The following is a 23181-nucleotide window of genomic DNA, read 5'->3' on the forward strand; positions in this document are numbered from 1 at the left end:
GTATTTCATTTAAAACTATACTCTTTCGGGCTTGAAAAGAAACTAAAAAAATTACGGACGAATAGCTTTAAGCGTTTGGTTTAATCTCTCAATCAATGCCGGATCGGTGTCTTTGTGAAATGCAAAATAGAGGTCGTTTTCGCGCAATAACGTCACGATTTCATAGGCGTCTAACGAGTAGCCGGTTGCTTGTAAGGTATAAAACATCGCATCGACGCTAAACGCGACCGCGTCCAACCGGTCTTCTCGTAATTTGCGCAGTTGCGAATCGATGTTGCTAAAGCGGTCGAAATCTTCCAACGTAAATCCCTCTTTGAGCAAAAGCTGTTCGGCTCCGCTATCGTGAACCGTACCGATTTTACCTAAATTGTGCCCGCGCAAAGCTTGAAGATTGACATGTCGTTCTTTTTTGGCAATAACGCCGATACGTAATTTTCCGATAGGTCCGACCCATGCAAACAACGCTTCGCGTTCTTGCGTACGGGCGGCACTGAACAAAACCGTACGGGGGTGTTCAAGCACTTCGTGATAACCGCGCGACCACGGAACGACGTTGATTTGTCCATCGACAATCGTTTGCCCCGTTTTGCGAAAGAGTTCTTGGAGGAGCCAAACGGACGAACCTTCGATCTTTCCTTCGGCATTTTTATAATTAAACGGCGGATTATACTCGGTGTAAACGCGAAAACTCTCGGCATTGAGAGTTAAAAATAGCGTGCATAAAAGCACTATCCAACGCATCATAATGCTATTTTCCCCGTTTGAAGCGCTTTCCACGTATAGATAAACATGTCAAAATTTTCGAGCAAAAGCGTTGCGATTTTAGGATCAAACTGTGTCCCGCTTGCCATCTCAAAATACTCTTTGACGGCTTTTTCTTCCCACGGCTCTTTGTAAACGCGTTTATCTAACAATGAATCAAATACGTCCGCAACGGCGCAAATACGTCCGACTAAAGAAATTTCTTCGCCCTTTTTACCGTAAGGATATCCCTCTCCGTCCCATCGCTCATGGTGTTCCAAAGCGATAACCGCCGCCAAGCGCATCATCTCAAATTCCGAATCCGCAAGCATCTCGTAACCCAACATCGAGTGGGTTTTCATCACCACCCATTCGTCCTCGTCCAGTTTGGAAGGTTTGTTTAAAATTTCGTCGCTAATGCCGACCTTGCCGATATCGTGCAACACGGCCGCCATTTTGATTTTTTCACATTCGGCTTCGTCTTTACCCAAAAACTTGCAAAAAAGATAACAAAACTCGGCAACCCGCCTTAAATGCTGTCCCGTCTCTTTTGACTTTAATTCGGCGATAGACGCCGAAATATAGGTAATTTCATGGTTCAGTTTTTGAATCTCTTTGGTTTGCTCGTCGACTTGCTGTTGCAAGGAAGACTGTAACCGGTAAAGGTCGACGTGGGTTTTAACCCTTGCTTTTAAAATTGCGGTATTGAACGGTTTGGATATATAATCCACCGCACCGACGTTAAAACCGATCTCTTCATACTCCAACCCTTCATTGGCGGTTAAAAAAATCACGGGAATAGCTCGGGTTTTTTGCATTTGCTTCAAGCGTCGGCACACTTCGTATCCGGTCATAAAAGGCATATTGATGTCGAGTAAGATCAAATCGGGTTCGATAGACTCCGCCAACGCCAAGCCTTTTTTTCCCTCTTTGGCGGCATAAACTTCATAATCGCTCAAAAGCGACGTCAACATTTCGATATATTCGGGCGTATCTTCGATTACCAATACTTTAGCCATGTTCTTTCTCCTGACGAAGCTCTTGCAAATACGCTAATGCCGCATCAAAATCAAATTGTTTGCAGGCTAAAGAGAGTTTCGTAAACCGTTCATCTTCTTTTAAGTCCGCATCGAGCGTTAGCGTTTCAAGAAGCGCATGCACTTTAGAAACGTTGGATTGCTCCAATGCTTCGTGCAACGCTTGTAAGTGTTGTTTTTGTTCTAAAATCCCTGCCTCATTTTCGATCGACGAAGGGTTGCGTAACGCCGTATTGTTGACAAACCTTTCATACTCTTTGTTTACGAAGGGTGCGGCGTTACGGTGCGCTACAATAATGTTATCAAAATAAGAAGGCTCGATCGGTCGGTCGGTTTTCACTAACGTTTCGGCTTCCAAAAGCGCATGTTCTAAGGCAAAAAGTCCCAACGACCCGCACAATCCTTTTTGCGTATGCAGGTAATCGACGAACATGGCACGATCGTTGCCGGAAGAGAGTGAAGCTATTTTTTGCGGCATATGCGTAAACGTTTCGTAAAAGCGACTCAAAATTTTGCGCCATAACGTCTCGTTGCCTCCAAGTCTTGCAATTGCCTCTTTGGGATCGAAGACGTGTTCGTGTTTGGCTTTGCCCGCCGTTTGGTGTTTGGGCGAAACCGTACTGCTGACATGTAAAGTTTCCAAAAGCGTACCGTAAAAATCTTCGACTTCGAACGGTTTACCGATATGCGCGTCCATACCCGCCTTCAAACATTTTTCAATATCTTGAACCATTACGTTTGCCGTCATCGCCACGATCGGCGTTAAAATATCGAGCTCTTTTCGAATCATACGCGTCGCTTCAAACCCGTCCATAATAGGCATTTGAACGTCCATTAAAATAAGATCGTAAGCGGTTGAGCACTCTTGGAGTTTTTCAACCGCCTCGAGTCCATTGCGGGCGGTGTCGACTTGAGCGTGCGTCTCTTTTAAAAGATAGACGGCAACGTCCAAATTGATCTCATTGTCTTCAACGACTAAAATACGTTTTTTGGAAAGATCGATTTTGGAAGGATCGAAAAGCGGTGTTTTCGTATGCATCGTACAAAGCGATACCAGTTCGTCGTACAACATCGATGCATTAATCGGTTTTTTCAAAAGGACGTGAATCCCCGAAGCCTTGACGTTTGCTTGAAACGAAGCATCGTCGTTCATCGAAAACATAATCGTCGGAGGCAGCGCAACGAGCGTTTCTTTGAGCAAAGAAGCATAAAGCGCAAGTCCGTTTTTACCGCGGGAAAGTTCATGATCGATCACTAAAACGTCGTAAGGACTTTGCGCACGTTGCAGTGCTTCAATAATAGCGTCTTTACTTTTCATCACGCTCATGAAAAAGCCGAAAGATCGCACGAGCTCGTTAAAATAATCTGCCGTTTTCTTATAATCCTCAATCAACACAATGTGAAGCGGAGAAGAGCGTTCATTGGAACTATCCGAATGAAGATCGATCCCTTTGGCAACACCTAAAGGAATCGTGAACGCAAAGAGGCTTCCCCTTCCCTCTTCGCTCGAAAAAGCAATCTTTGCATGCATCATCTGAGCCAGTTGCGCGCAAATGTAAAGTCCCAAACCCGTTCCGCCGTGTTTGCGTGTTACCGAGGCGTCGACTTGCGAGAAGGCTTGAAACAAAAGGTTTTGTTTCTCTTTGGCAATACCGATACCGCTATCTTTGACGCTAAAACTCAAAGAAGATCGCTCTTCGTCGAGTACGTTTTCGCAAACGCTTAAAAACACGCCGCCTTCGGACGTAAACTTGATCGCGTTGCTTAAAAAGTTATTGACGATTTGCATAATCTTATGCGGATCGCCCCTAAAAAAACGATTGGTCTCGATAAAATCACATTGAAAGTCGATGTTTTTCTCTTTGGCGAGCACCGAAAAGATAGAGCAACTCTTTTTAAGCTCTTTATGCAAATCAAACGCGACGACTTCAACGTCCATCTTTCCCGCTTCGATTTTCGAAAAATCTAAAATATCGTTAATAATACGAAGCAGTAACGAAGAAGCCTCTTTGATCTTTGAAACGTAGTTTTGCTGTACGGGGCTCATCGCCGTTTTACCGAGTAGATGCGACATTCCCATGACGGCGTTCATCGGCGTTCGGATTTCATGGCTCATATTGGCTAAAAATTCCGATTTATAACGACTGGCGTCTTCTAACTCTTGCGTGCGTTGCTTGACCTTCTCATCCAAACGTTCGTTCTCTTTTTGAAGTACCTTAAAAAGATGTTGAAGCTTGATGCGCGTTTGATCGAGCGAATGTCCTAGCAAACCGATTTCGTCGTTTTCCTCCCACTCAAAGGGCTCGTCCAACTTTTGTGCCGCCAAAAGATGCGAATGCGCGACCAACCGCTTGATCGGTTTTAAGACCTTGTAGTAGTAAATCAGCGAAATCACGCTCACGAGAAAAAGAATCTGAAGCAAAATCATAGAGCCGAACAACCGCATATCTTTGAGAATCGACTCGATCAGATCGATGCGTTTAAAACCCATCTCCAAAGTTCCGATCGCGACGTCGTCTTTTTTCAACACTTTGCGTAAAACCAGCGTATCGGCAGGGTTTTGTTGAGGCAATTCCCACATCAAAAACAGTTTTTCGTCGTTATCGCGGACCCGAACGAATTGGATATTTTGATCCAAAAGAAGCTGATCGAGCATCGTTTGCCCGAGTTCGGGATAGTAGTTCCAAAGCGACTCGGCGAAAATCGCCGAGGAGAAGTCGAATTTTTTCGTGTTGAGCGTATTTTGTTCTTCTTGCTTGGAAGGAAACGTACTGTTCACGTAAATCAAGGTCGCAACCGGTATCGGCACGATGAGCGCAATCACGATCATCACGATCAAAGATTGGAGTAAAGAGACTTTGTGTAAAAACGTTTTCATAAGACGCCCATTTTATTCAATAAAAATTCACTCTAAGATTTTACTATTGTACCCTCTTTTTACTAAACTTCGAGCAAAATCGACCTAAAGCCGCCTAAATATAAATCGTTTCGGCGGGTTTCACGATATGAATTTTTGCCTGCGTACGTTCGTGAAGATAGGCTTTGAAAAGCTCCATTTTGTCGATTTCGCCGTGAATTAAATAGATCGTATGCAAGCCCTCCATCGGAGCAATCCACGCCGACATGTCGGCACGATCCGCATGCGCGGAAAAGCCGTTGATCGTATGAATTTTAGCTCGCACTTTAATATCTTCACCGTAAATACGCACGAACGGTTCGTGATCGATAATCTCTCTTCCTAGCGTTCCTTGGACTTGAAAACCGACGAAGATTACGGCATTTTTCGGATTCCAAATACGCTGTTTAAGATGGTGTAACACGCGTCCGCCCGTACACATACCGCTTCCGGCAATAATAATCGCACGTTTTTGCACGTCGTTAATCTCGATAGAATCTTTTTTCTTCGGCGTTAAAGCAAGTTCGGGAAACGAAAACGGATCGTCGCCGAGACTGACATGTAAGCCTACGGGTTGATTGAGCTGTGCGGGATATTTGCGGTAAATTTTCGTGGCTTCAATCGCCAAAGGGCTGTCCAAGAAGACGCGGCAATTGCGCAAAGAACCCTCTTGATGCATCTGATGCAAAAGCCATAAAATCTCTTGGGTGCGTTCAAGCGCAAACGAAGGAATGACGATGCATCCGCCATCATCTAAAGTTTGCGTGATCGCCTCTTTAAATTCGCGAATGCTCTCTTCCAAGGATCGGTGTTCGCGATCGCCGTAGGTTGATTCGAGGTAAAGGGTTTGCGCATGCGACGCCGGCGTAAGTGCATTGAGTAAAAGCCTGTTTTTACTGCCCAAATCGCCTGAAAAAATAACGTTTTTGCGCACATCTTCTTCTTCGTATTCGACATTCACGTAAGCACTCCCCATAATGTGCCCCGCATTGTGCAACGTGATCTTTAAAAACGGCGCAAGGGCTATGGTCTGTTCGTACGCGACTCGACGCATTTTTCGTGCAAAAACCATTTCGACATGTTCTTTGGTGTAAAGCGGCTCTTGTACGCTGTTTTCTTCGCCTCTGCGTAACGCTTTTTTAAGTTGGGTTTGGTACTCTTCTTCCAAAAGCGCGGCACTGTCGAGCAACATAATATACGCAATATCCAAGGTTGCTTCCGTGGCAATGATCTCGCCGCGAAATCCCTCTTTGACCAATTTGGGAACGCGCCCGATATGGTCGTTATGCGCATGGGTCAAGATCAGATAATCGATACTCGCGGCATCAAACCCCAAAGGGGCATAATTATCCCTCCATTGCGATCCTTGGATCATACCGCAATCAATTAAAATCCGTACCGAACTTACTTCCAATAAATGACACGAACCCGTGACCGTCGAGGCCGCACCGTAACTCGTCACTTTTGCCATCGCTTATCCTTTGAATACGATTTTTGCCAAGCGCTAAAGACGACGCACACACCGGATTATCTCAAAAATCCGCGCGCCTTTGGTGCCTTTATCTCTTGCAAAATACGTTTGCAAGAGGGTTAATGTATAAACTTATCAATAATTTCTTGATACTTTTTCTCGATCACATGTCGCTTCTTTTTAAGCGTATTAGTCAACTCTTCTCCCACGGTAAATTCTTTGTCCAGAAAGTGGATATTTTGCAGCGTTTCAAAAGGTTTAAATCCTTTGGTATGGTGTAAAAGTTCGTTCATTTCGCCTTTCAGTTTCGCGACGATTTGCTTGTCCTCCATCACCTGCTCGATCGTTTGAACCGCTTTATCGAAATGCTCCGCCACATAGACTTTGAGTTTTTCAAAATCGGGTACGATCAGCGCACCCAAACCTTTTTTAGCATGTCCGACCAAAATCGCATCGGTAATGAAGGGCAACATCGAAAGCGTCGACTCGATACGGCTCGGATCGACGTTTTCGCCGTTGGCAAGCACGATAATCTCTTTGGAACGTCCCGTAATGACGAGCTCGTTTTTAAGCGTCAGTTTTCCCAAATCACCCGTTTTGAAGAAGCCCTCTTCGCTAAAACTTTTGGCATTTTCTTCGGGGTTTTTATAATAACCGCTCATGACCTGCTCGCCTTTGACCCATATTTCGCCGACTTCACCCGCACCTAAATATACCCCGTCTTTAGAGACAATGCGAATTTGCGTTCGAGGTACGACAGGACCTAGCGTCGAAAAAGTGTCGCACAAGACCGAACGTCCCGCAATCGTCGGCGCACATTCGCTCATACCGTAGGCGTTAACGATACGAATGCCGATCGCATCGATCCATTCATCGAGAAAATCGGGCAAAGTACCGCCGCCGCTCACGGCAAGGCGTAGTCTTCCGCCGAATTTTTCTTGCACCAAAGAGAGCTTTTTTTTGGCAAAGCGATTGGGGAGTGCTAGCAAAAGACGTTGGAAAAAAGCAGGTATTTTCGTACGACATGTCAACCAAAAAGAAGGCTTTTTAAAACAGGGTAATTGATCTTTGAGGATGCGATCCGCACGATTGTACGCCGCCGAAATCGCAACGAGTTTTTTAAAAATCTTTGCTTTTTTGGGGTCTTTTTTCTCTAAGGTCGTATTGATTTTCGTGTACATCGACTCCCAAAGCCTCGGAACCGTTGCGACGATCGTCGGTTTATAGCGTTCCAAATCCGCCGCAAACGTCTTTAGCGTCGAGTAAACGATGCAACACCCGTGCGACATTGCAACGTATTCGGCGGCACGCTCGAAAATATGCCACGAGGGTAAGATCGAAACCCATACGTCTTCACTTTGCAGCGCAATGAGCGGAGGAAGTTCGCGAACATTGTACATCACGTTTTGATGGCTCAATACGACGCCTTTGGGCGTACCGGTCGTACCGGACGTATAAATCAGCGTCAAGGTATCCGTCTCGCTCAAACGCTCTTTTTGCCTCTTAAACGCGTCGACGTCGTCTTGATAAACGGTTTTATCTTTTAAAAGGTCATTGTAAGAATAAAGATGATTAAGGAGCGAATGCACTTTGGGTGCTTCGACGATAAAAATCGCTTTAAGTTCTTGATTTTTGAGCATAGCTTCGTGTTGAGCATAGGTTTTTTCGTTTTCAACGATCAAAAAATCGGCTTCGGAGTGCGAAAGGATAAACGCTAACTCCTGCGTAGGCGTGTCGCACCCTCTGGGAATACTGATCGCACCGAGCGAAAGCGACGCCATATCGGTTACGATCCACTCGTAACGATTGTCGCAAAGCAACATAACTTTAGAATTTTTGTCGATTTTTTTGGCTTTAAAAGCCCGAGAGAGCACTAAAACGTCGTCGAAGAGTTTGGCATACGTGACTTCAAACTCCTGATCGGCAACGTTGTAAATAAAGGCTTTGTGATCTTTATAGCGTTCACAGACGCTCAGGAAAAGGTGAAAAAGCGTATTGTCCGCGCGATGCAAGCATAATCCTTAAATGAAAAAATTACTTTGATTGTAATCTATCTTTGTAAAAGGGAAGCTTATCTTTGGCGAAAGGATTTCAAAACCGATACGATAATAGCAATTTGGAGCACTAAAAGCAAAACATGTAATGCGTAAACTTGTTCTATTTTCTGCGTCGTACCGCACCATTCGAGAGCTTTGTAAAAAAGATAGGCAACGATCATACCGATCAGGTAGCCTTTTTGTTTCATAACGTCGGCAAGAGAGAGCAATGAGGTACGCTTTAACGCCAAGGTTTCGATACGGATGAGATACCCGCCGAAGACGAAAATCGTTTGGTACGAAAGGTAGATAAATAAAGCGTTGAGATAACTCATCTTAAACGCTAAAAACGCCAAAACACTCCCCAGCGTTACGACTTCGACGAGCAGCGAAACGCGGTAAAACACGAGAAGATTCATCATCTTCTCGTAAAATTTTGCCACAACCAACAACCCGATCGCCAAAGCGATACCGCCCAAAGAAAACACCGAAGGCTCAAGCGGCGTATACAACACAAAAACACTCCCGACCGTTACGCCGAAAAAGAGGGAATTTAAAAGCTTGTACCAAAGATACGGTCGTAACGCCAAGCGCATTAAAATCTCGCCTCAACGCCTGCGTAATAGCTTCGCCCAGCAGTTGCATAGCCATCGACTGTTTGATAGTAACGATCGAGTAAGTTATTGGCTTTAACATACACATTCCATGTTTTATCCACTTGATAACTAACTTTTGTGTTTGCAACAAAATAGTTTCCGGTATCAACAGGTGATTGAGCATAACTATTGGGGTCAATTGAGACATCAGCGCGTGAGCCGATATACGTGCCGTTTACATTGATCTTAAGCTTACTCATTGGCATGTAGGTTGCATAAAGTGTGCTTTGATAACGCGGCCGTTTTTTGAGTCTTTCACCATCGGCATCTTTGGCATCTACATAGGTATAATTAGCCCCCATTAACAGAGACTGAAACAACTGTTGTTCATACGAGAGCTCAATTCCTTTCATCACGGATGTTCCATCAAGATTGACGTACTGGTATTGCCATGAAGAGTTAAGCTGCGCATCGATCATATCTTCAATTTCATTTCTAAAGACGTTGACATTGAATCCGGCATAGTACATACCCACATTAAAGCTTTTAATATTTTCAGGTTTAAGATCAAAATTACTAATGCCATAGCTTGACCATGGATAGATCATCTCAAACATAGAGGGAGCTTTATAGGCTGTACCGTAATTGGCATAGACATTGAACTGATTGTTAAAAAGGTATTTGGCACCCACTTTACCCGTCACTTTGTCATCAAACGCACTAAAGCTATCAAAACGTAACGCTTCTGTTAAAATAAGATTGCCCAAGCGATTGGTATTGTTCATGTAAAGGGCTTTGGAGTTTTCATCGCGCTCTTTTTCATCATCGCCGATTGCCGTATAGGTCAGTTCGCGTTTTTCATACGACGTTCCAAAAACTAAAGAGCTGTTATCATAATATTTCCATGTGTCTTTAAGCTCGATGGAAGGCACTTTACCTTGATAATCATTTAAGTCGCCCGAATACGAAGCATCCAACTCTTTTTTATGAAAAGCGCTTTGAGAAAGCGTTGTTTCAATCGCATGGTTTGCTGTAAAATATTTATAGGTTATATAAGCCGATTGGAGGTGTGCATCGGTGTGTTGTGCACTATTGGGGTTACCAAAATCATCGTAACTTGCCATCGCATTCACATCGTGGTATCCTGCTTCAACACGGTTATGCTCATCAATCCAATAGCCCATTTTGAGATTGAGCGTTGTATTGCGATACGGATCGTCTTCGTATTGGTCGATCTTTTCGCCTCTTGGAGCATAGGTGGTAAATCCATCTTCTGTGATACGTTGAACAGAAAGCAAAACATCGAACTTATCGGTTTTATGAGACACAGATGTGTTCACACTTTTATGCCCGTAACTTCCCACTTCAACACCTGCACTGGCATGGGTTCCATTTTGAGGATTTTTGGTAATGATGTTAATAACACCCGCTGCCGCGTCCGCTCCCCATACGCCACTTTGTGCCCCTTTAATGACCTCGATACGTTCAATATCTCCGACCAAAAGATTACTAAAATCGGCATCGCCTAAAAGTGCACTCGGATCGTTGTAGCGAACACCATCAACCATTAAAAGAATGTATTGATTTGCCATACCTTGCATCGTCACAGCCGTTGATTTGCCAAGTCCACCATTGGACGTAAAACTAAGTCCTGGGATGGTATTTAAAGCTTCAACAACAGTGGAAATGCCTTTTAAAGAGAGTTCTTCGGAGGTGATAATGCTGACATTATCGGTGACATTGGTCGCACTGACCAAGGATTTGGAAGCGGTGTAGACTTCAGACTTTTGTTCTTTGATCTTTTTTGAGACGACCAAAACGGGTGCGCTTGTCTCTTCAAGCAGTTCCGTCGTCTCGGAGGAAGCTTCGGCTTTGGGCGTACTGAGTTGCTTTTCGTTATCGACGACGCTTTGTCCTTCTTGGGCAAGCGCAATCGTCGCGTTTAAAGCCAGTATCGCCGCTAGGCTAAAATACTTCCCGCGGAAACCTTTGAGTTTTTTCATCTATTCTCCTTAAAAATTGAGAAGCTTATTTTATCTTAAATGGCGTTATTTTGATACTTTTTTGATGGATTGTGCTTTATAATAAATGTTTTACAATCTTTTACATGTAAGGTAAAAATGCGCGGGCGTTGCGTCTTGCAAAACTCAGCGTTAGCGTAGTCTTTAGAGCTTTGCTCTAAAGACGTGACAAAAGTACAAAGCACCGAAGGTGCGCGGGCGTTGCGTCTTGCAAAACTCAGCGTTAGCGTAGTCTTTGGAGCTTTGCTTCAAAGGCGTGACAAAGATAAAAAGGAGCCGGTATGTTTTTTGACTCGCGTTACACGCTTCCGACACTCGCGGCTCTGGCTTTCGTGACGAGCATTTGTCTGCTTTTTTACGATTCTTTGGAACTGATCAACATTGCGTTGATTCATTTTATTCCGATTATCGTCATTGCGTTAGAGGGAAATTATGCACGTACCACGCTTATCGCTTCGATCAGCGTTTTGCTCTTTAACTACCTTTACGTCCCTCCCGTTTTTACGTTTAACGTGTATGACATTATTCACGTATGGACCTTTGCGATTTTCCTCTTTTTCGGATACGTCATTACGTGGCAAGCCAAAAAAATTAAACGCAACGAGATGAAAGAGATCTTGCTCAATACGATTTCACACGATCTTAAAACGCCTCTATCTTCGATCTTAGGCTCGATTACCCTCCTCTTGGAAGATCAGAAATTAAGCCCTGAAACTCAAAAAACGTTGCTCAACGACATCAAAAACAGCTCCGACAAGATGAATCGCCTCATCAACAACCTTTTAGACAATGCCAGACTGAAAGATAAAAAACTCGAACTTAAAATGGAGTGGTGCGATCTTGAAGATTTGCTCGGCGTCGCGCTTAAAGACTTTGACGATGCGCATATCAAACGCTCGTTGCACATTTTCATCGATCCGACGCTACCGCTTTACTGGGGCGATTACAACCTTTTGGGAAGGCTTTTTGCCAACTTATTGGATAACGCTTTTAAATATTCCAACCAAAACAAACAAATTTACATCAAACTCAAACAAGAAGACGATCGCATTCGCATCCTCTTTTTCAACGAGAGCAATCCTCTCAACGAGCGTACGCTTGAGACGATTTTCGATAAATTTTACCGTGCCGAAGACAATCAAGAAATTTCAGGCAGCGGCATCGGCTTATTTATTTGCCAAAGTATCGTCCAAGCCCATCGCGGAGAGATTCGAGCGTACAACAAAGACAACGGTATCTGCTTTGAAATCACCTTGCCGATTCTCAAATACCCTACCCAATTGCATAACGAGGCGGAATAATGGCAAACGAATGCATCCTCATCGTCGAAGACGACGAAGCCATCGCAAAACTTTTGACGATTTCACTCCAAGAATACGGTTTTAAAAGCAAACACGCCCACGATCTTGCGTCTGCCAAACGCGACGTTTTAAGCCTCAATCCGCTTTTGGTCATTTTGGATTTAGGACTACCCGACGGCGACGGAAAACACCTCATCGCCAAGATACGTAAACAAAGTAAAATACCCATCATCGTGCTTTCGGCGCGTAACGACGAAAAAGAGATTATCGCGGCGTTGGATTTGGGCGCGGACGACTACGTGACGAAGCCTTTTTCCACCAGCGAACTTTTGGCGCGTATTCGCTCGACCTTGCGTCGAATCCATCCCGAACCGCCGCATGCCATTCTTACATGTAAGGAATTAACGATCGATTTTAATCAAAAACAAGTCACGCTTCAAGGCGCATTGCTGAAACTGACGCCGACCGAATACGCCCTGCTTTCCTATATGATGAAAAACGCCGACAAAGTGCTACCGCATCGCCAAATTTTAAAAGAAGTCTGGGGCGTGGGTTATCAAAACGAGATGCAATACCTTCGCACCTATATCAACTCGTTGCGCAAAAAAATCGAAAAAAATTCGACCTATCCCGAATATATTTCTACCGAATCGAGTATCGGGTACCGTTTTTCAAGCCACGGCACAAAGGAGTCCGAATGAATCAAAAGACGCTTAAAATTATCTTTTTAAGCTACCTCTTGGTCGTTTTGGCCGGTGCGATCGCATTGATGCTTCCCTTTGCGCATCACGGCAAGCTCGCCTTTATCGACGCCCTTTTTACGGCGACGTCCGCAACCTGCGTAACGGGACTGATCGTGAAAATAACGCCGGAAAGTTTTAGCCTCTTCGGACAAGCGATCTTGGTGCTTTTAATGCAAATCGGAGGCGTGGGTTACATGAGTATTGTTTCGCTTTTTTACCTTTTTATGCGAAAGAGCCTCAATATCCACGAAAAAAATCTTGCCAAAGAGTCGCTCAACTACGCCAACCACGATATTCCGATCTTTTTGCGTAAGGTCTTTCTCTTTACCTTTATCATCGAACTTGCGGGCACGCTCGTTTTAGCCTTACGCTTTTCGACGCACATGTCGATTCCTCAAGCCTTATGGCAAGGATTTTTTCACAGTGTCGCGGCGTTTAACAATGCCGGTTTTTCGCTTTTTAGAGACAATCTTATGGGCTATCAAACCGACGCGACGATTCTCTTGACGATCGGTGCGTTGATTATTTTAGGAGGGCTTGGCTACTTGGTCTTGGTTGAACTTCACGCAAAACTTATGCACCAACGTTTTATGCTCTCCGCCCACACCAAAATCACGTTGGTCGGTACGGTGCTTTTGCTGCTTTCGGGAACGCTTCTTTTAGGGGCGATCGAATGGAACAATCCGAGCTTTTTCGGTCATCTTTCGCTCGAGCATCGCTTTTTAAACAGCTTTTTTCTCTCGGTCAATTTTCGAACTTCGGGCTTTAACAGTCTGGATTTATCGCAACTCAGCGATACGTCGCTTTTTTGTTCGACGATTTTTATGATGATCGGAGGCGGTGCCGGAAGTACGGCGGGCGGTATCAAAATCACCACCGTCGCCGTTTTGATTATTGCAACGTTGCACACGATCAAAATCAGCAACCAACCTCCGCATGCGTTTAAACGCACGATTTCCGCCGAAGTGATTCATCGCTCTTCCGCGATTATTTTCGTTGCTTCGTTTATCGTCATTCTTGCGACCGTTGTCTTGGTACAAACGCAACACAGCGCTTTTTTGCCGACGCTTTTTGAAGTCGTCTCCGCGTTTTGTACCGTGGGCGTATCGGTCGGAAACGGCGATGTATTGAGTCTTTCGCAAACGTTTGATCTTGTAGGAAAATCGCTTGTCGTCGCACTGATGCTCATCGGACGTATGGGTATTTTTGCCGTCGGCTTTTTGATCGTCGGAAAAGAAAAAATCAAACATGTACAGTACCCTGAAGGAAGGATTATTTTATGAAAACGTATGCCGTCATCGGACTAGGAAAATTCGGTTTTCACATCGCCAAAGGTTTGGCGGAGCAAGGTATGGACATTATCGCCATCGACAACGATGCGCATAAAATCCAAGATATCAGCGAATTTATCGAAGATGCCGTCGTTTTAGACAGTACCGATATTCGTGCTTTAAAAGAAGCCGGCGTCGTCGGACTCGATACGGTCATTATCAGCATCGGTGAAAATATCGAAGCGAGTATTTTGACCCTGATGGCACTTAAAGAGCTTGAAAACAAAACGATTATCGCCAAAGCGATTACGTTGACGCACGGGGAGATTTTAGCAAGACTCGGAGCGTTTAAAGTCATCTATCCCGAGCGCGAATCTGCCAAAAAACTCGTCGAAAACCTTGTGGGAAACGTCGTCATCGACCAAATCGATTTTAGCAGTACGATCAAAATCGCCAAACTGATCGCAACCCGTTCACTCATCGGTAAAACAATCGGCGAAGTCGAAACGGAGTTTGAAAACGAAATTCACCTCATCGCCTGCAAAACACGCGATAATTGGCAATTTTCCCTCGAAAAAAGTTATAAAATTCGCGAAGGCGATATGTTATCGTTTATCGGGAAAAAAGCGTTCATCGAAAAGCTAAGAAGCTTAGCCAAACATGAAAGTGCCTGATTCTAACGGTTTTTTTATCCGATCTACGCTATAAACGACCTGCGGAAAAAAACGCATTGCCTAATTTTTCATCAAAGCCAAGGAGTGATAATGAACCTTATGCCTCTCACACCCGAAGAAGAACGCGTCATCGTTCATAAAGGCACGGAAATGCCCTATTCGGGAGCATACAACGACTTTTACGACGAAGGCGTTTACCTGTGCAAACGTTGCCTTACACCGCTATTTCGCTCACAAGACAAGTTTCATTCCGGTTGCGGTTGGCCGAGTTTCGACGATGAAATCCCTCAAGCGATCCAACGCGAAAAAGACCGTGACGGTAGGCGCACGGAAATCCTCTGCAACGCCTGTAAGGCGCACTTGGGACATGTTTTCGAAGACGAAGGTTTTACGCCCAAAAACACGCGCCATTGCGTCAATTCGATCGCGCTCGTCTTCCAAGCCCAAAAGAAGTAGCATCCAGTTTATGCTATAATACTTCCATCAATTATTTCATAAAGGAATTTCGTATGACCCCAAGCGACCCGGACTCGTGTAGCTTAACGTTTTTTGTTCTAGGAGCAATCCTATGACGCTACTGATTGTGTATCTCTCCCTTGCTCTTTTCATCTCCTTTCTTTGCTCCGTCCTTGAAGCGGTTCTGCTCTCAAGCACCAACTCTTATATCGAGACGCTTCCTAAAGAGACTAACGAAAACGCTATTGTGTTGCTCAAAGAGCTTAAAAACAACATCGATAAGCCTATCTCTTCGATTTTAACGTTCAATACCTTTGCCCATACGATGGGTGCGGCGGGCGTAGGAGCGCAAGCACAAATTTTATTCGGAGAGGAGTGGCAAACGGCGGTTGCTTTTGTCGTAACGTTACTGATTTTATACGTTTCCGAAATTATCCCTAAAACCTTCGGTGCTTTGTACTGGAAAAAATTACTCATTCCTTCTGCGTATATGATCTCGTTTTTGATCACGATTACGACGCCTTTTACATGGGTTTCTTCGCTTTTGACGAACTATATTTCCCGCAATAAAAAACATCAAAGTAACTATTCGCGCGACGAGATTATGGCGGTTGTCGCCATGGGCGAAAAAGAGGGATCGATTTTAAGTAAAGAGAGCGATTTGATCGAAAATCTTTTAAAACTGAAAAACATTAAAGCCAAAGACATTATGACGCCAAGAAGCGTCGTGTTTGCACTGCCTGCGACTACCACCATCGAAGATGCGATCGAAGACGATCGCATGTACATTCACTCGCGTATTCCCATCTTCGGCGAAACGCTTGACGATGTCGTGGGTATCGTCTTTAACCAACGTATTTTAGAAGAGAGCGTGGAAGACCACGACTCGACGACCTTGGAGCAAATCTCGTATGAAGTGCATATGGTTTCCGAGAATTTACCCGTTCCCAACCTGATCGACCAATTCGTCAAACGTAAAACCCACCTTTTCGTGGTATTCGACAGCTACGGACAAACCGCGGGCGTCGTTACGCTTGAAGATGCGATCGAGACGCTTTTAGGCGTTGAAATCGTGGACGAGATGGACGAGGTTGAAGATATGCAGCTTTTTGCCAAAGATCGAAGTAAGAAATTTCAAGACCGTATGAAAGTCGAGCGTAAAAAGCTCGAAAAAGCCAAAGTCGGCTAAACCGAGAGGTTTTTTAAAAACCTCTTGCGTACCGCCACGTTCCCTGATGCCTCGTTAAACGATTGACGCAGGCATAGGGTTGATCGATGCGCATCATCTCTTGAATCGGAAGGTTTAAGAGCGTTGAAAGCAGCACGCGATTGACCCCCGCATGTGCAACGATAATCACGCTCGAATGAATCGCTTCGCAGGTAATTGCGTCAAAAGCTTCTTTTGCCCTCAGGGCTACGGCATGAAAACTTTCACCGCAAGGCGGCGTAAAATATTCCAAATCCTCCCCTCTTTTCGCATACGATTCCGGATCGTGTGATCGAATCTCCGCCATCGTCTTATTTTCCCACGCTCCCATATCGATCTCGCGAAACGCTTCGACGATACGATACTCTTGCGAAATAATGTGCGCCGTTTTGACGCAACGTTTAAGAGGGCTGGTATAGACGGCGTCGATACGAATCGATTGAAACGCCTCGCGTAAAGCGTACGCTTGCTCGATACCTAAAGCATCGAGTCCAAGGTCGGTTTGCCCCAAATACCGCTTTTCGTCTCCGTTATCGATATGCCCGTGACGCAAGAGATACACCGTGTCAACCATAAGCAAAAACCTTACATGTACATTGTTCGATCTTGGCGATAATCATTTTAACGGCTTCCAAACGTTGGGCGATATGGCGTTGTGCTTCGAGATTTCCTTCGCATTTTTTCAGTGCCTTTTCAAAACGCTTTTCATACCCGCACACTTCTGTTTCGCACACCAGTTTATCGGCTAAAAACAATAACTCGTTCGCGCTTAACGGTGCATTACGATCCACCGTAATGTCCATATGCGTCGCGATCATATCGCCGATCGTTTCATAGCCCATCGCACACAGTTTTTCCGCACCGCGCGTTGCATGATCTTTTTCTTGCCGTGCGATGTCGTGCAAATACGCCGCCGCTAAAAGCGCGTTTTTATCGAACACGAGGTGGCATAACGAAATTTCGTTCAAAAGTGCCAACACCGTTTTACCGACCGCTTCGCAATGTTGGATTACAGGTTCGGGAACGTCGTTTAAACGCATGATCGCCAAGCACTCCTCTTTGGTAGGAACTTTCATCGCATCGTAACGTAAAAGAGCGAAATAATCCTCTTTTTCGTCCATATCCATCAAAATCGATTGGTCGCATACGTCGACATGTAAAGCATCGTGTTCCAACGTTTCCAAGACTTTTTTCAGACCGCCCTCGCCCTTGCTTGAAAGAATCGCATTGTGATACTTTCGATCGATCAAAGGCGGATGACCTCTACGTCCTAAGAAGAGAGGGTAGACAACCCCTTTTTTCTCACGAACGTACGCCTCGTATAAACGCTCCAGCGTTTGCGTTTTAATGAGCGGAATATCCACGGGATTCATGTAAAACGCTTCTACGGTTTCGTCCATCGCTTTTATGCCCTTTTGAATCGAGCTAAACATCCCTTGATCGAACGCCTCGTTGTAGACGATATGAACGTTATAGCCCCGAAGCGTTGCGATAATTTCTTCTTTTAAATATCCTACTACCACGTAAATATGCTCGATCCCAAACGTTTCATAGGTTTGAACGAGACGCTTGATCGCATTGGTTTTTTCAAAAGAGAGTAAGGGTTTAAAATCGTGCATTCTCGAAGAGTATCCCGCCGCGATAATTAAAGCGGCAACGGTATCTTTTGCCATGGTTACGCCCTTTTGACTAGCGTTAATTCGGCAACGATACTAATGGCGATCTCTTCGGGTGTTTGTGCATTGATGCTCACGCCGATCGGACAATGTACCGCATCGAGTTCTTGTTGCGAAAAGCCTTCGTGCAAGAGCAAATCGTACACGTAATTGCGTTTGGTCTTGCTACCGATCATACCGATGTACTTCGCATTCATGCGTAACGCTTGCTCCAACACGACTTTATCGACGCCGCGCGTTACGATAACGATGTAACTGTTCGGCGGAATGCCCACTGTTTGCGCTAAATCTTCATAGCTAGAGGAGACGACGTGAATTTCGTCGGCACTCGCAAAGCGCTCTTTATTGGCAAATGCTTCTCGATCGTCCAGCACGACGGTGTAAAAACCCAAACTTTTGGAAAGCAACGCGATTTGTTGGGAAACATGCCCCGCACCGATAATGTAGAGTCTCTCCGTCGCGTAAAAAGGTTCGATCATATAACGGCTTTTACCGACGTAAAGGTGAAATTTAATCCGGTAAAAGTGTTCGCGAAATTCTTTTGCGATGCTTTGAACTTCGTTATCGTCCGCACCGAAAAGCTCGTTTTGCGTGCATATCCATTTGTGCTTTCCGCCGATGCGTTTACTGCTTTGCGTAATATTCGTGATTATGATAAAATCAATGCCCGAAGCCTTAAGCTCTTGGGCTTTATGGTAGATATTGAACTGCGGAATATCCAAAGCGTCGATATGTTCCAAAAGCACGCTAACCTCTCCTCCGCACACCATGCCGGCGGCTTTTGCGTCTTCATCGGTCAATTCGATGTCTTCGATCGCACTGCGCTTACTTTGAAAAATTTCCGGAGCCAATCGTATCGCCATCGCTTCGAGCGTTCCTCCGCCTATCGTCCCTTCAATCGAGGAATCTTTGCGAATAACCATCTTCGTGCCCGCTTCTCTAGGGGCCGATCCGCTTTTGTGTAAAATGGTTGCCGTAACGATTTCGTGTTGTTCGTTTAAGCTCTCTATTATATGTTCGACAATCGTTTTCATCGCTTCGCTCCTTGTCTGCAATCGTGTATTTTTCGTTTAATCATACTTCGGGTTATTTTAGAAGATCTATCGTCTTCTTCGATTTCGATCTCAAAATCGAACTTCGATTGAAAACGTACATGTAACTCTTGTTTGAGGGCATTTTGAAAGGCCTTTGCATCCGTGTTTTTATCCAAAACCAAACGCACATGTAAGCGGTTAGGATCATAACATTCGACGCGATAATCCATGAGCGATTCGTATGCCAAAAAGATTTCGTCCAAATCTCTGAGCGTTATCTCGTGCCCTTCAACGCTTAAGGTATTTTCGATACGTCCGCGCACTTTTTCCATTCGACGCAAAAACGTACCGCACGCACAAGTCTCAACCAAAAAACGCGCCCTATCGCCCGTTTTATAGCGAATAAGCGGCATTGCTTGGCGGTTTAAGGTTGTAAAAACGACTTCCCCGTACGTGCCGTCTTCAACGACTTTGCCCGTCATCGGATCGACGATTTCAAAATAAAGATCGTTTTCCCGTAAATGATAACCGCTCAAACAAGCGCACTCGACGCCGCCGCCATACCCCATCTCCGTCATACCGTAATGGTTAAAAACCTGACATGTACCGTTATGAGAAAGGCTTTTGACAAGCGCGTCGGCAACGTAATCCGTACTTAAAAGCACTTTTTTGATATGCGTGTCAAAGAGTTCTTTTTTCATGCGTGCAAGATACGACACGTGCATCGGAATCCCAACGATGCACGTAATGCCGTTTTGAAAAATGCATGCCGCCGCGGCTTCGACATCATCCAAAACGCCGTGAACGATACACGCGATACCGCTTCGTTGAAGCGCTTTTTTCAACAAATCGCCGATACTGGCAAACGAAGGTCCCGGCAGCAAAACCATCACTTTATCGCGCTCGTCGACCAAACAACGCATGCCGTAATGAAAAAAATCGATCGTCGTTTCCAAATCTTCGTGCGTAAAAAAAAGACGCTTTTCATCGCCGGTCGTACCCGACGTATTTAAGGTCACGATGCGTTCGATTTCATGCGTGGGAACGCACAAAAAATCGTATGCGTTGTGCCGAATATCCTCAGGCGTCGTAAAAGCGATCGTTTCGAACGCTTTGAAAGAGTCGATCGCATCCACATCGATTTTGTCCAAACGTTCGCGATAAAAACGGCTCTTACTTTGGGCGTACCGAAGTGTTGTTCGCACTTTTTCGAGCTGGTACGCACGAAGGGCTTCTTGACTCGGCCGTGCAAGATGCGTGCGTTCTTGGATCCAAGATTCAAGCGGCGTAACGTTCATGAAAGCCTCTTTACGTCGCGGTATAAAGATTCGCCTCGGGTATTGGTCAGATTGTACATGCAAAAAGGAATCAACTTTCCCTCCGCGGTGGAGACGTGAATGCAACAATCCCGAATACGCTCTAAATTGACGTTCCACACGTCTTGAAACGCCATACCCGAAAGGCTAAAAGAGTTATTTTGAATAGCACTGAGGATTTTGTCCCAATCCGAGAGCGTTTCGCTTGGCGTCTGTTTTTGATACGACCAATTTCGTGCCACGAACGCTTTAGCTTTCGCGGCTCCGACTTCGGCTTTTTCGCTCTCTGGCGAACAACATGCCGCGCGTTTCGTTACGGGTTTTAACACTCCCTCTTCGATCAGAAAATTGCCGTTAAACGAACAAAGCGCATTTTCACATCCGGGAGGCTGTAGGCTCGCCAAAGAGATCATACCGTCGGTTTGTTCGCAAAGGGCATCCATCACTTCGGGTAGAGTGATACGATCTTCGTCTTTGGGAGGATTGGGAATCCGTCCGAAATAACTCACGGGCTGAAAATGCACGCCTCTGACGGCCGGAGAACGACCTATCGCAAAACGAACAATTTCACCGATATGGTGATCATTGATTTTCGGTACGATCGTCGGAACCAACACGACGCCGATACCGTATTTTTTGCAATTTTCGATGGCTTGGCATTTCAACTCAAAAAGCGCACGTCCTCGCAAATGTCGGTAAATCGCATCGTCGACGCCGTCAAATTGTAAAAAGACGGAGCTTAGCCCCGCCTCTTTAAGGGCTTTGACGTAAGCCTCGTCTTGCGCCAAGCGGATACCGTTGGTATTGAGTTGAATAAAGGAAAAACCCGCTTCCCGCCCCATGCGAACAATCGCGTCCAAATCGTTCCGTACGCTAGGCTCGCCTCCCGAGAGTTGGATATTGCACGCACCGGAAACCTTGAAAATACTCTCAAACTGAAAGCGCAACTGCTCTAAGCTCGGATCTTCGTTAGGCGCGTCCAAGGCATCGGCAAAGCAAAAACGGCACTTTAAATTGCAGCGTTTCGTCACTTCGATCAGTGCCGTACATGTATGTTGTCGGTGTGCACTGCACAGCCCGCAATCAAACGGGCATCCTTTTTCGATCGGCGTGATCGGATGATTGATAAAAGCTCGCTCTTTGGTACGTACCCACTCGTGCATCGGCGTTTTACCGCGCCACACGATCGTCTCAAACGCTCCGTGCTCCAAACAGGTTTTGAGCATGAACGCTTTATCGTCTTCTTGAACGATAAAAGCCTCCACCGAACGTAAGCAGATAGGACATAAACTTTGCGTATGCACCAAAGGGGTTAACGTCATGGCATCGACTCCCTGTTGCCGTATTCGTAACCGTGCTCTTGTAAAATTTCGTATACTTTGACGTACGCTTTTTGGATCATTCCCGCGCAAATGGGCTTGTAGCTTTGATCGAGACCGTGAAAATCCCTCTCTCCGATAAGCACCGCACATTGGCTTGAGCCAAATTCCGTCGTAAACCACGTATGAAATTCGTCTAACATTGCTTTGAAATTCTCTTGGGCACTCTCTTCTTCTTTACCCTTAGCGCCGTACAATCCCAAAACGCCGATACCGCCGCTTAAAACGCCGCACGTTTGTTGCGTATCGGCGATTCCTCGGCACAACCCTTGTGCGGCACGTATCAAGTCGTCGTTTTCGACGCCCTCGTCTTCAAGCGCAAGTTTATACATGATTTGCGCACAGCAAAACCCTGCCGAGGAAAGGCGAAATAATCGTAGCGATAAATCATCCATTGCTTTAGTCTCCTTTTTTCACGATCATTCTAAAGTAGCCCGGTTTGCATTGCGTAATACGTTGGTCAAACGAGCAAGACGTTTGTGCCGTCTTATCTTCCATCGTTTTGCTCCAAAACGCACTCATCGAGCCATGCGAAAAGATGATTTTTACCATCAACTCTTTCAATAACCCACTGCAATCTTCAACCAACATCACATCAAAACCGGCACGTTGTAACGCCTGTTGCAACGATGCTAAATCGTGCATTCCCCGCATACACGAGGTAACGGAAAAGTTATCCATCGCCTTGAGGGCTTCGGGATTTTTTGCATACACGTCGTTTAGCACGAACCATCCTCCGTGCGCCAAAACGCGATAGATTTCGTCTAAGCTGCCTTGCAAATCATGCATTAACGACAAGGTACACTCGGCAAAAACGCACGTGAACGTTTCGTCGTCAAAGGGTAGATCATGCCCGACCCCTTGAACAAACGAAGCGAAAGGATTATTTCGGCGAGCTTTTTCGAGCAGTTTTTCGGAAGGATCGATGCCGACCGCCTTGATACCGTAAGCATGATACAAATACGAAACGGTCGCGCCCATACCGCATCCTACGTCCAAAATACGATCGCGTTTGCTCAAAGCGCAAAAGCGAACCGCTTCTTCGGTAAGCGTGAAGCCTCCGGGACGTAACGTATCGCCCGTGGCTTCTTGCATGTAAGGGCTTTCGTAGACGTTCACCTACTTATCCTCCAAACCTTTTTCGACTTCAAGCATTTTCCCCATTGCCAACTCGTCGCTAATAAAAACCATTTGACATGTAGGGCATTTGAGAAGATCGACTTCAAAATTACCGTCAAGATAACGTACTTTGACTTTTTGCGACACCAACGCTTGGCGGCATTTGTCGCATACCCACTCGGTTGTTGTATCGATGTGCTCGTTCAT

At 45.4% G+C, this 23181-nt stretch carries 21 protein-coding genes; 6 read left to right on the top strand and 15 right to left on the bottom strand.

All coding sequences use genetic code 11. The annotated features are described in order from the left end of the window. Positions 1–51 precede the first annotated feature (51 nt). From OA34_RS04485 to OA34_RS04515, 7 genes are all read right to left on the bottom strand, one after another. Positions 52–744 (bottom strand): substrate-binding periplasmic protein, encoded by a 693-nt coding sequence (locus tag OA34_RS04485; RefSeq protein WP_039672840.1) that lies wholly within the window; start codon positions 742–744, stop codon positions 52–54. Next, complete coding sequence (locus OA34_RS04490; protein ID WP_039672842.1) at positions 741–1760, bottom strand: HD domain-containing phosphohydrolase; 1020 nt, start codon at positions 1758–1760, stop codon at positions 741–743. The genes OA34_RS04485 and OA34_RS04490 overlap by 4 nt, the downstream gene beginning before the upstream one ends. After that, on the bottom strand, positions 1753–4656 hold the full coding sequence (locus OA34_RS13520; protein WP_286682843.1) for a response regulator: 2904 nt from the start codon (positions 4654–4656) through the stop codon (positions 1753–1755). Before OA34_RS13520 ends, OA34_RS04490 begins: the two co-directional genes overlap by 8 nt. Positions 4657–4750: 94 nt before the next feature. Next, on the bottom strand, positions 4751–6145 hold the full coding sequence (locus tag OA34_RS04500; RefSeq protein WP_039672844.1) for an MBL fold metallo-hydrolase RNA specificity domain-containing protein: 1395 nt from the start codon (positions 6143–6145) through the stop codon (positions 4751–4753). Positions 6146–6264: 119 nt separating this feature from the next. Continuing rightward, positions 6265–8157, bottom strand: coding sequence for an AMP-dependent synthetase/ligase (locus tag OA34_RS04505; RefSeq protein WP_039672846.1), 1893 nt, complete (start codon positions 8155–8157; stop codon positions 6265–6267). 59 nt (positions 8158–8216) lie between these two features. Continuing rightward, positions 8217–8777, bottom strand: a complete 561-nt coding sequence (locus OA34_RS04510) for a hypothetical protein (RefSeq protein WP_039672848.1) — start codon at positions 8775–8777, stop codon at positions 8217–8219. Next, positions 8777–10780, bottom strand: coding sequence for a TonB-dependent receptor domain-containing protein (locus OA34_RS04515; protein WP_286682844.1), 2004 nt, complete (start codon positions 10778–10780; stop codon positions 8777–8779). The genes OA34_RS04510 and OA34_RS04515 overlap by 1 nt, the downstream gene beginning before the upstream one ends. A gap of 299 nt (positions 10781–11079) precedes the next feature. On the opposite strand from OA34_RS04515, the gene OA34_RS04520 reads away from it, so the two are divergent. From OA34_RS04520 to OA34_RS04545, 6 genes are all read left to right on the top strand, one after another. Beyond that, positions 11080–12099 carry a sensor histidine kinase gene (locus tag OA34_RS04520; RefSeq protein ID WP_039672850.1) on the top strand — a complete coding sequence of 340 codons (1020 nt, stop codon included), beginning with the start codon at positions 11080–11082 and terminating at the stop codon, positions 12097–12099. Beyond that, complete coding sequence (locus tag OA34_RS04525; protein WP_039672852.1) at positions 12099–12800, top strand: response regulator; 702 nt, start codon at positions 12099–12101, stop codon at positions 12798–12800. The genes OA34_RS04520 and OA34_RS04525 overlap by 1 nt, the downstream gene beginning before the upstream one ends. After that, on the top strand, positions 12797–14125 hold the full coding sequence (locus OA34_RS04530) for a TrkH family potassium uptake protein (RefSeq protein ID WP_039672855.1): 1329 nt from the start codon (positions 12797–12799) through the stop codon (positions 14123–14125). The genes OA34_RS04525 and OA34_RS04530 overlap by 4 nt, the downstream gene beginning before the upstream one ends. Then, a complete protein-coding gene (locus OA34_RS04535; RefSeq protein WP_039672856.1) occupies positions 14122–14787 on the top strand; it encodes a potassium channel family protein in 666 nt (221 codons plus the stop codon). The genes OA34_RS04530 and OA34_RS04535 overlap by 4 nt, the downstream gene beginning before the upstream one ends. Before the next feature lie 90 nt (positions 14788–14877). Further along, entirely contained in the window at positions 14878–15243 is a 366-nt protein-coding gene (locus tag OA34_RS04540) for a methionine-R-sulfoxide reductase (RefSeq protein ID WP_039672858.1), read from the top strand. Positions 15244–15355: 112 nt separating this feature from the next. Then, complete coding sequence (locus OA34_RS04545; RefSeq protein ID WP_039672860.1) at positions 15356–16432, top strand: CNNM domain-containing protein; 1077 nt, start codon at positions 15356–15358, stop codon at positions 16430–16432. 13 nt (positions 16433–16445) lie between these two features. Here OA34_RS04545 and OA34_RS04550 read toward each other — a convergent pair whose 3' ends face one another. The 8 genes from OA34_RS04550 to OA34_RS04585 are packed head-to-tail and all read right to left on the bottom strand — an operon-like array spanning position 16446 to position 23181. Further along, positions 16446–17024, bottom strand: coding sequence for a histidine phosphatase family protein (locus OA34_RS04550; RefSeq protein WP_039672862.1), 579 nt, complete (start codon positions 17022–17024; stop codon positions 16446–16448). Further along, complete coding sequence (locus OA34_RS04555) at positions 17017–18123, bottom strand: DVU_1551 family NTP transferase (protein WP_039672864.1); 1107 nt, start codon at positions 18121–18123, stop codon at positions 17017–17019. The genes OA34_RS04550 and OA34_RS04555 overlap by 8 nt, the downstream gene beginning before the upstream one ends. A 2-nt stretch (positions 18124–18125) precedes the next feature. After that, the gene (locus OA34_RS04560) at positions 18126–19160 is read right to left on the bottom strand and encodes an XdhC family aldehyde oxidoreductase maturation factor (RefSeq protein ID WP_039672866.1); all 1035 of its coding nucleotides are present in this window, start codon (positions 19158–19160) and stop codon (positions 18126–18128) included. Then, positions 19157–20458 carry a DVU_1553 family AMP-dependent CoA ligase gene (locus OA34_RS04565; RefSeq protein ID WP_039672868.1) on the bottom strand — a complete coding sequence of 434 codons (1302 nt, stop codon included), beginning with the start codon at positions 20456–20458 and terminating at the stop codon, positions 19157–19159. The genes OA34_RS04560 and OA34_RS04565 overlap by 4 nt, the downstream gene beginning before the upstream one ends. Next, a complete protein-coding gene (gene trsS / locus OA34_RS04570) occupies positions 20455–21798 on the bottom strand; it encodes a radical SAM (seleno)protein TrsS (RefSeq protein ID WP_039672870.1) in 1344 nt (447 codons plus the stop codon). The genes OA34_RS04565 and trsS overlap by 4 nt, the downstream gene beginning before the upstream one ends. Then, the gene (locus OA34_RS04575) at positions 21795–22250 is read right to left on the bottom strand and encodes a DVU_1555 family C-GCAxxG-C-C protein (RefSeq protein WP_039672872.1); all 456 of its coding nucleotides are present in this window, start codon (positions 22248–22250) and stop codon (positions 21795–21797) included. Before OA34_RS04575 ends, trsS begins: the two co-directional genes overlap by 4 nt. Before the next feature lie 4 nt (positions 22251–22254). Next, positions 22255–22974 carry a DVU_1556 family methyltransferase gene (gene trsM, locus OA34_RS04580; RefSeq protein WP_197051132.1) on the bottom strand — a complete coding sequence of 240 codons (720 nt, stop codon included), beginning with the start codon at positions 22972–22974 and terminating at the stop codon, positions 22255–22257. After that, the gene (locus OA34_RS04585) at positions 22975–23181 is read right to left on the bottom strand and encodes a DVU_1557 family redox protein (protein WP_039672874.1); all 207 of its coding nucleotides are present in this window, start codon (positions 23179–23181) and stop codon (positions 22975–22977) included. It lies immediately after the preceding gene.

This window comes from Sulfurospirillum sp. MES (assembly GCF_000789415.1).
In the GTDB taxonomy this organism is placed as follows: domain Bacteria; phylum Campylobacterota; class Campylobacteria; order Campylobacterales; family Sulfurospirillaceae; genus Sulfurospirillum; species Sulfurospirillum cavolei.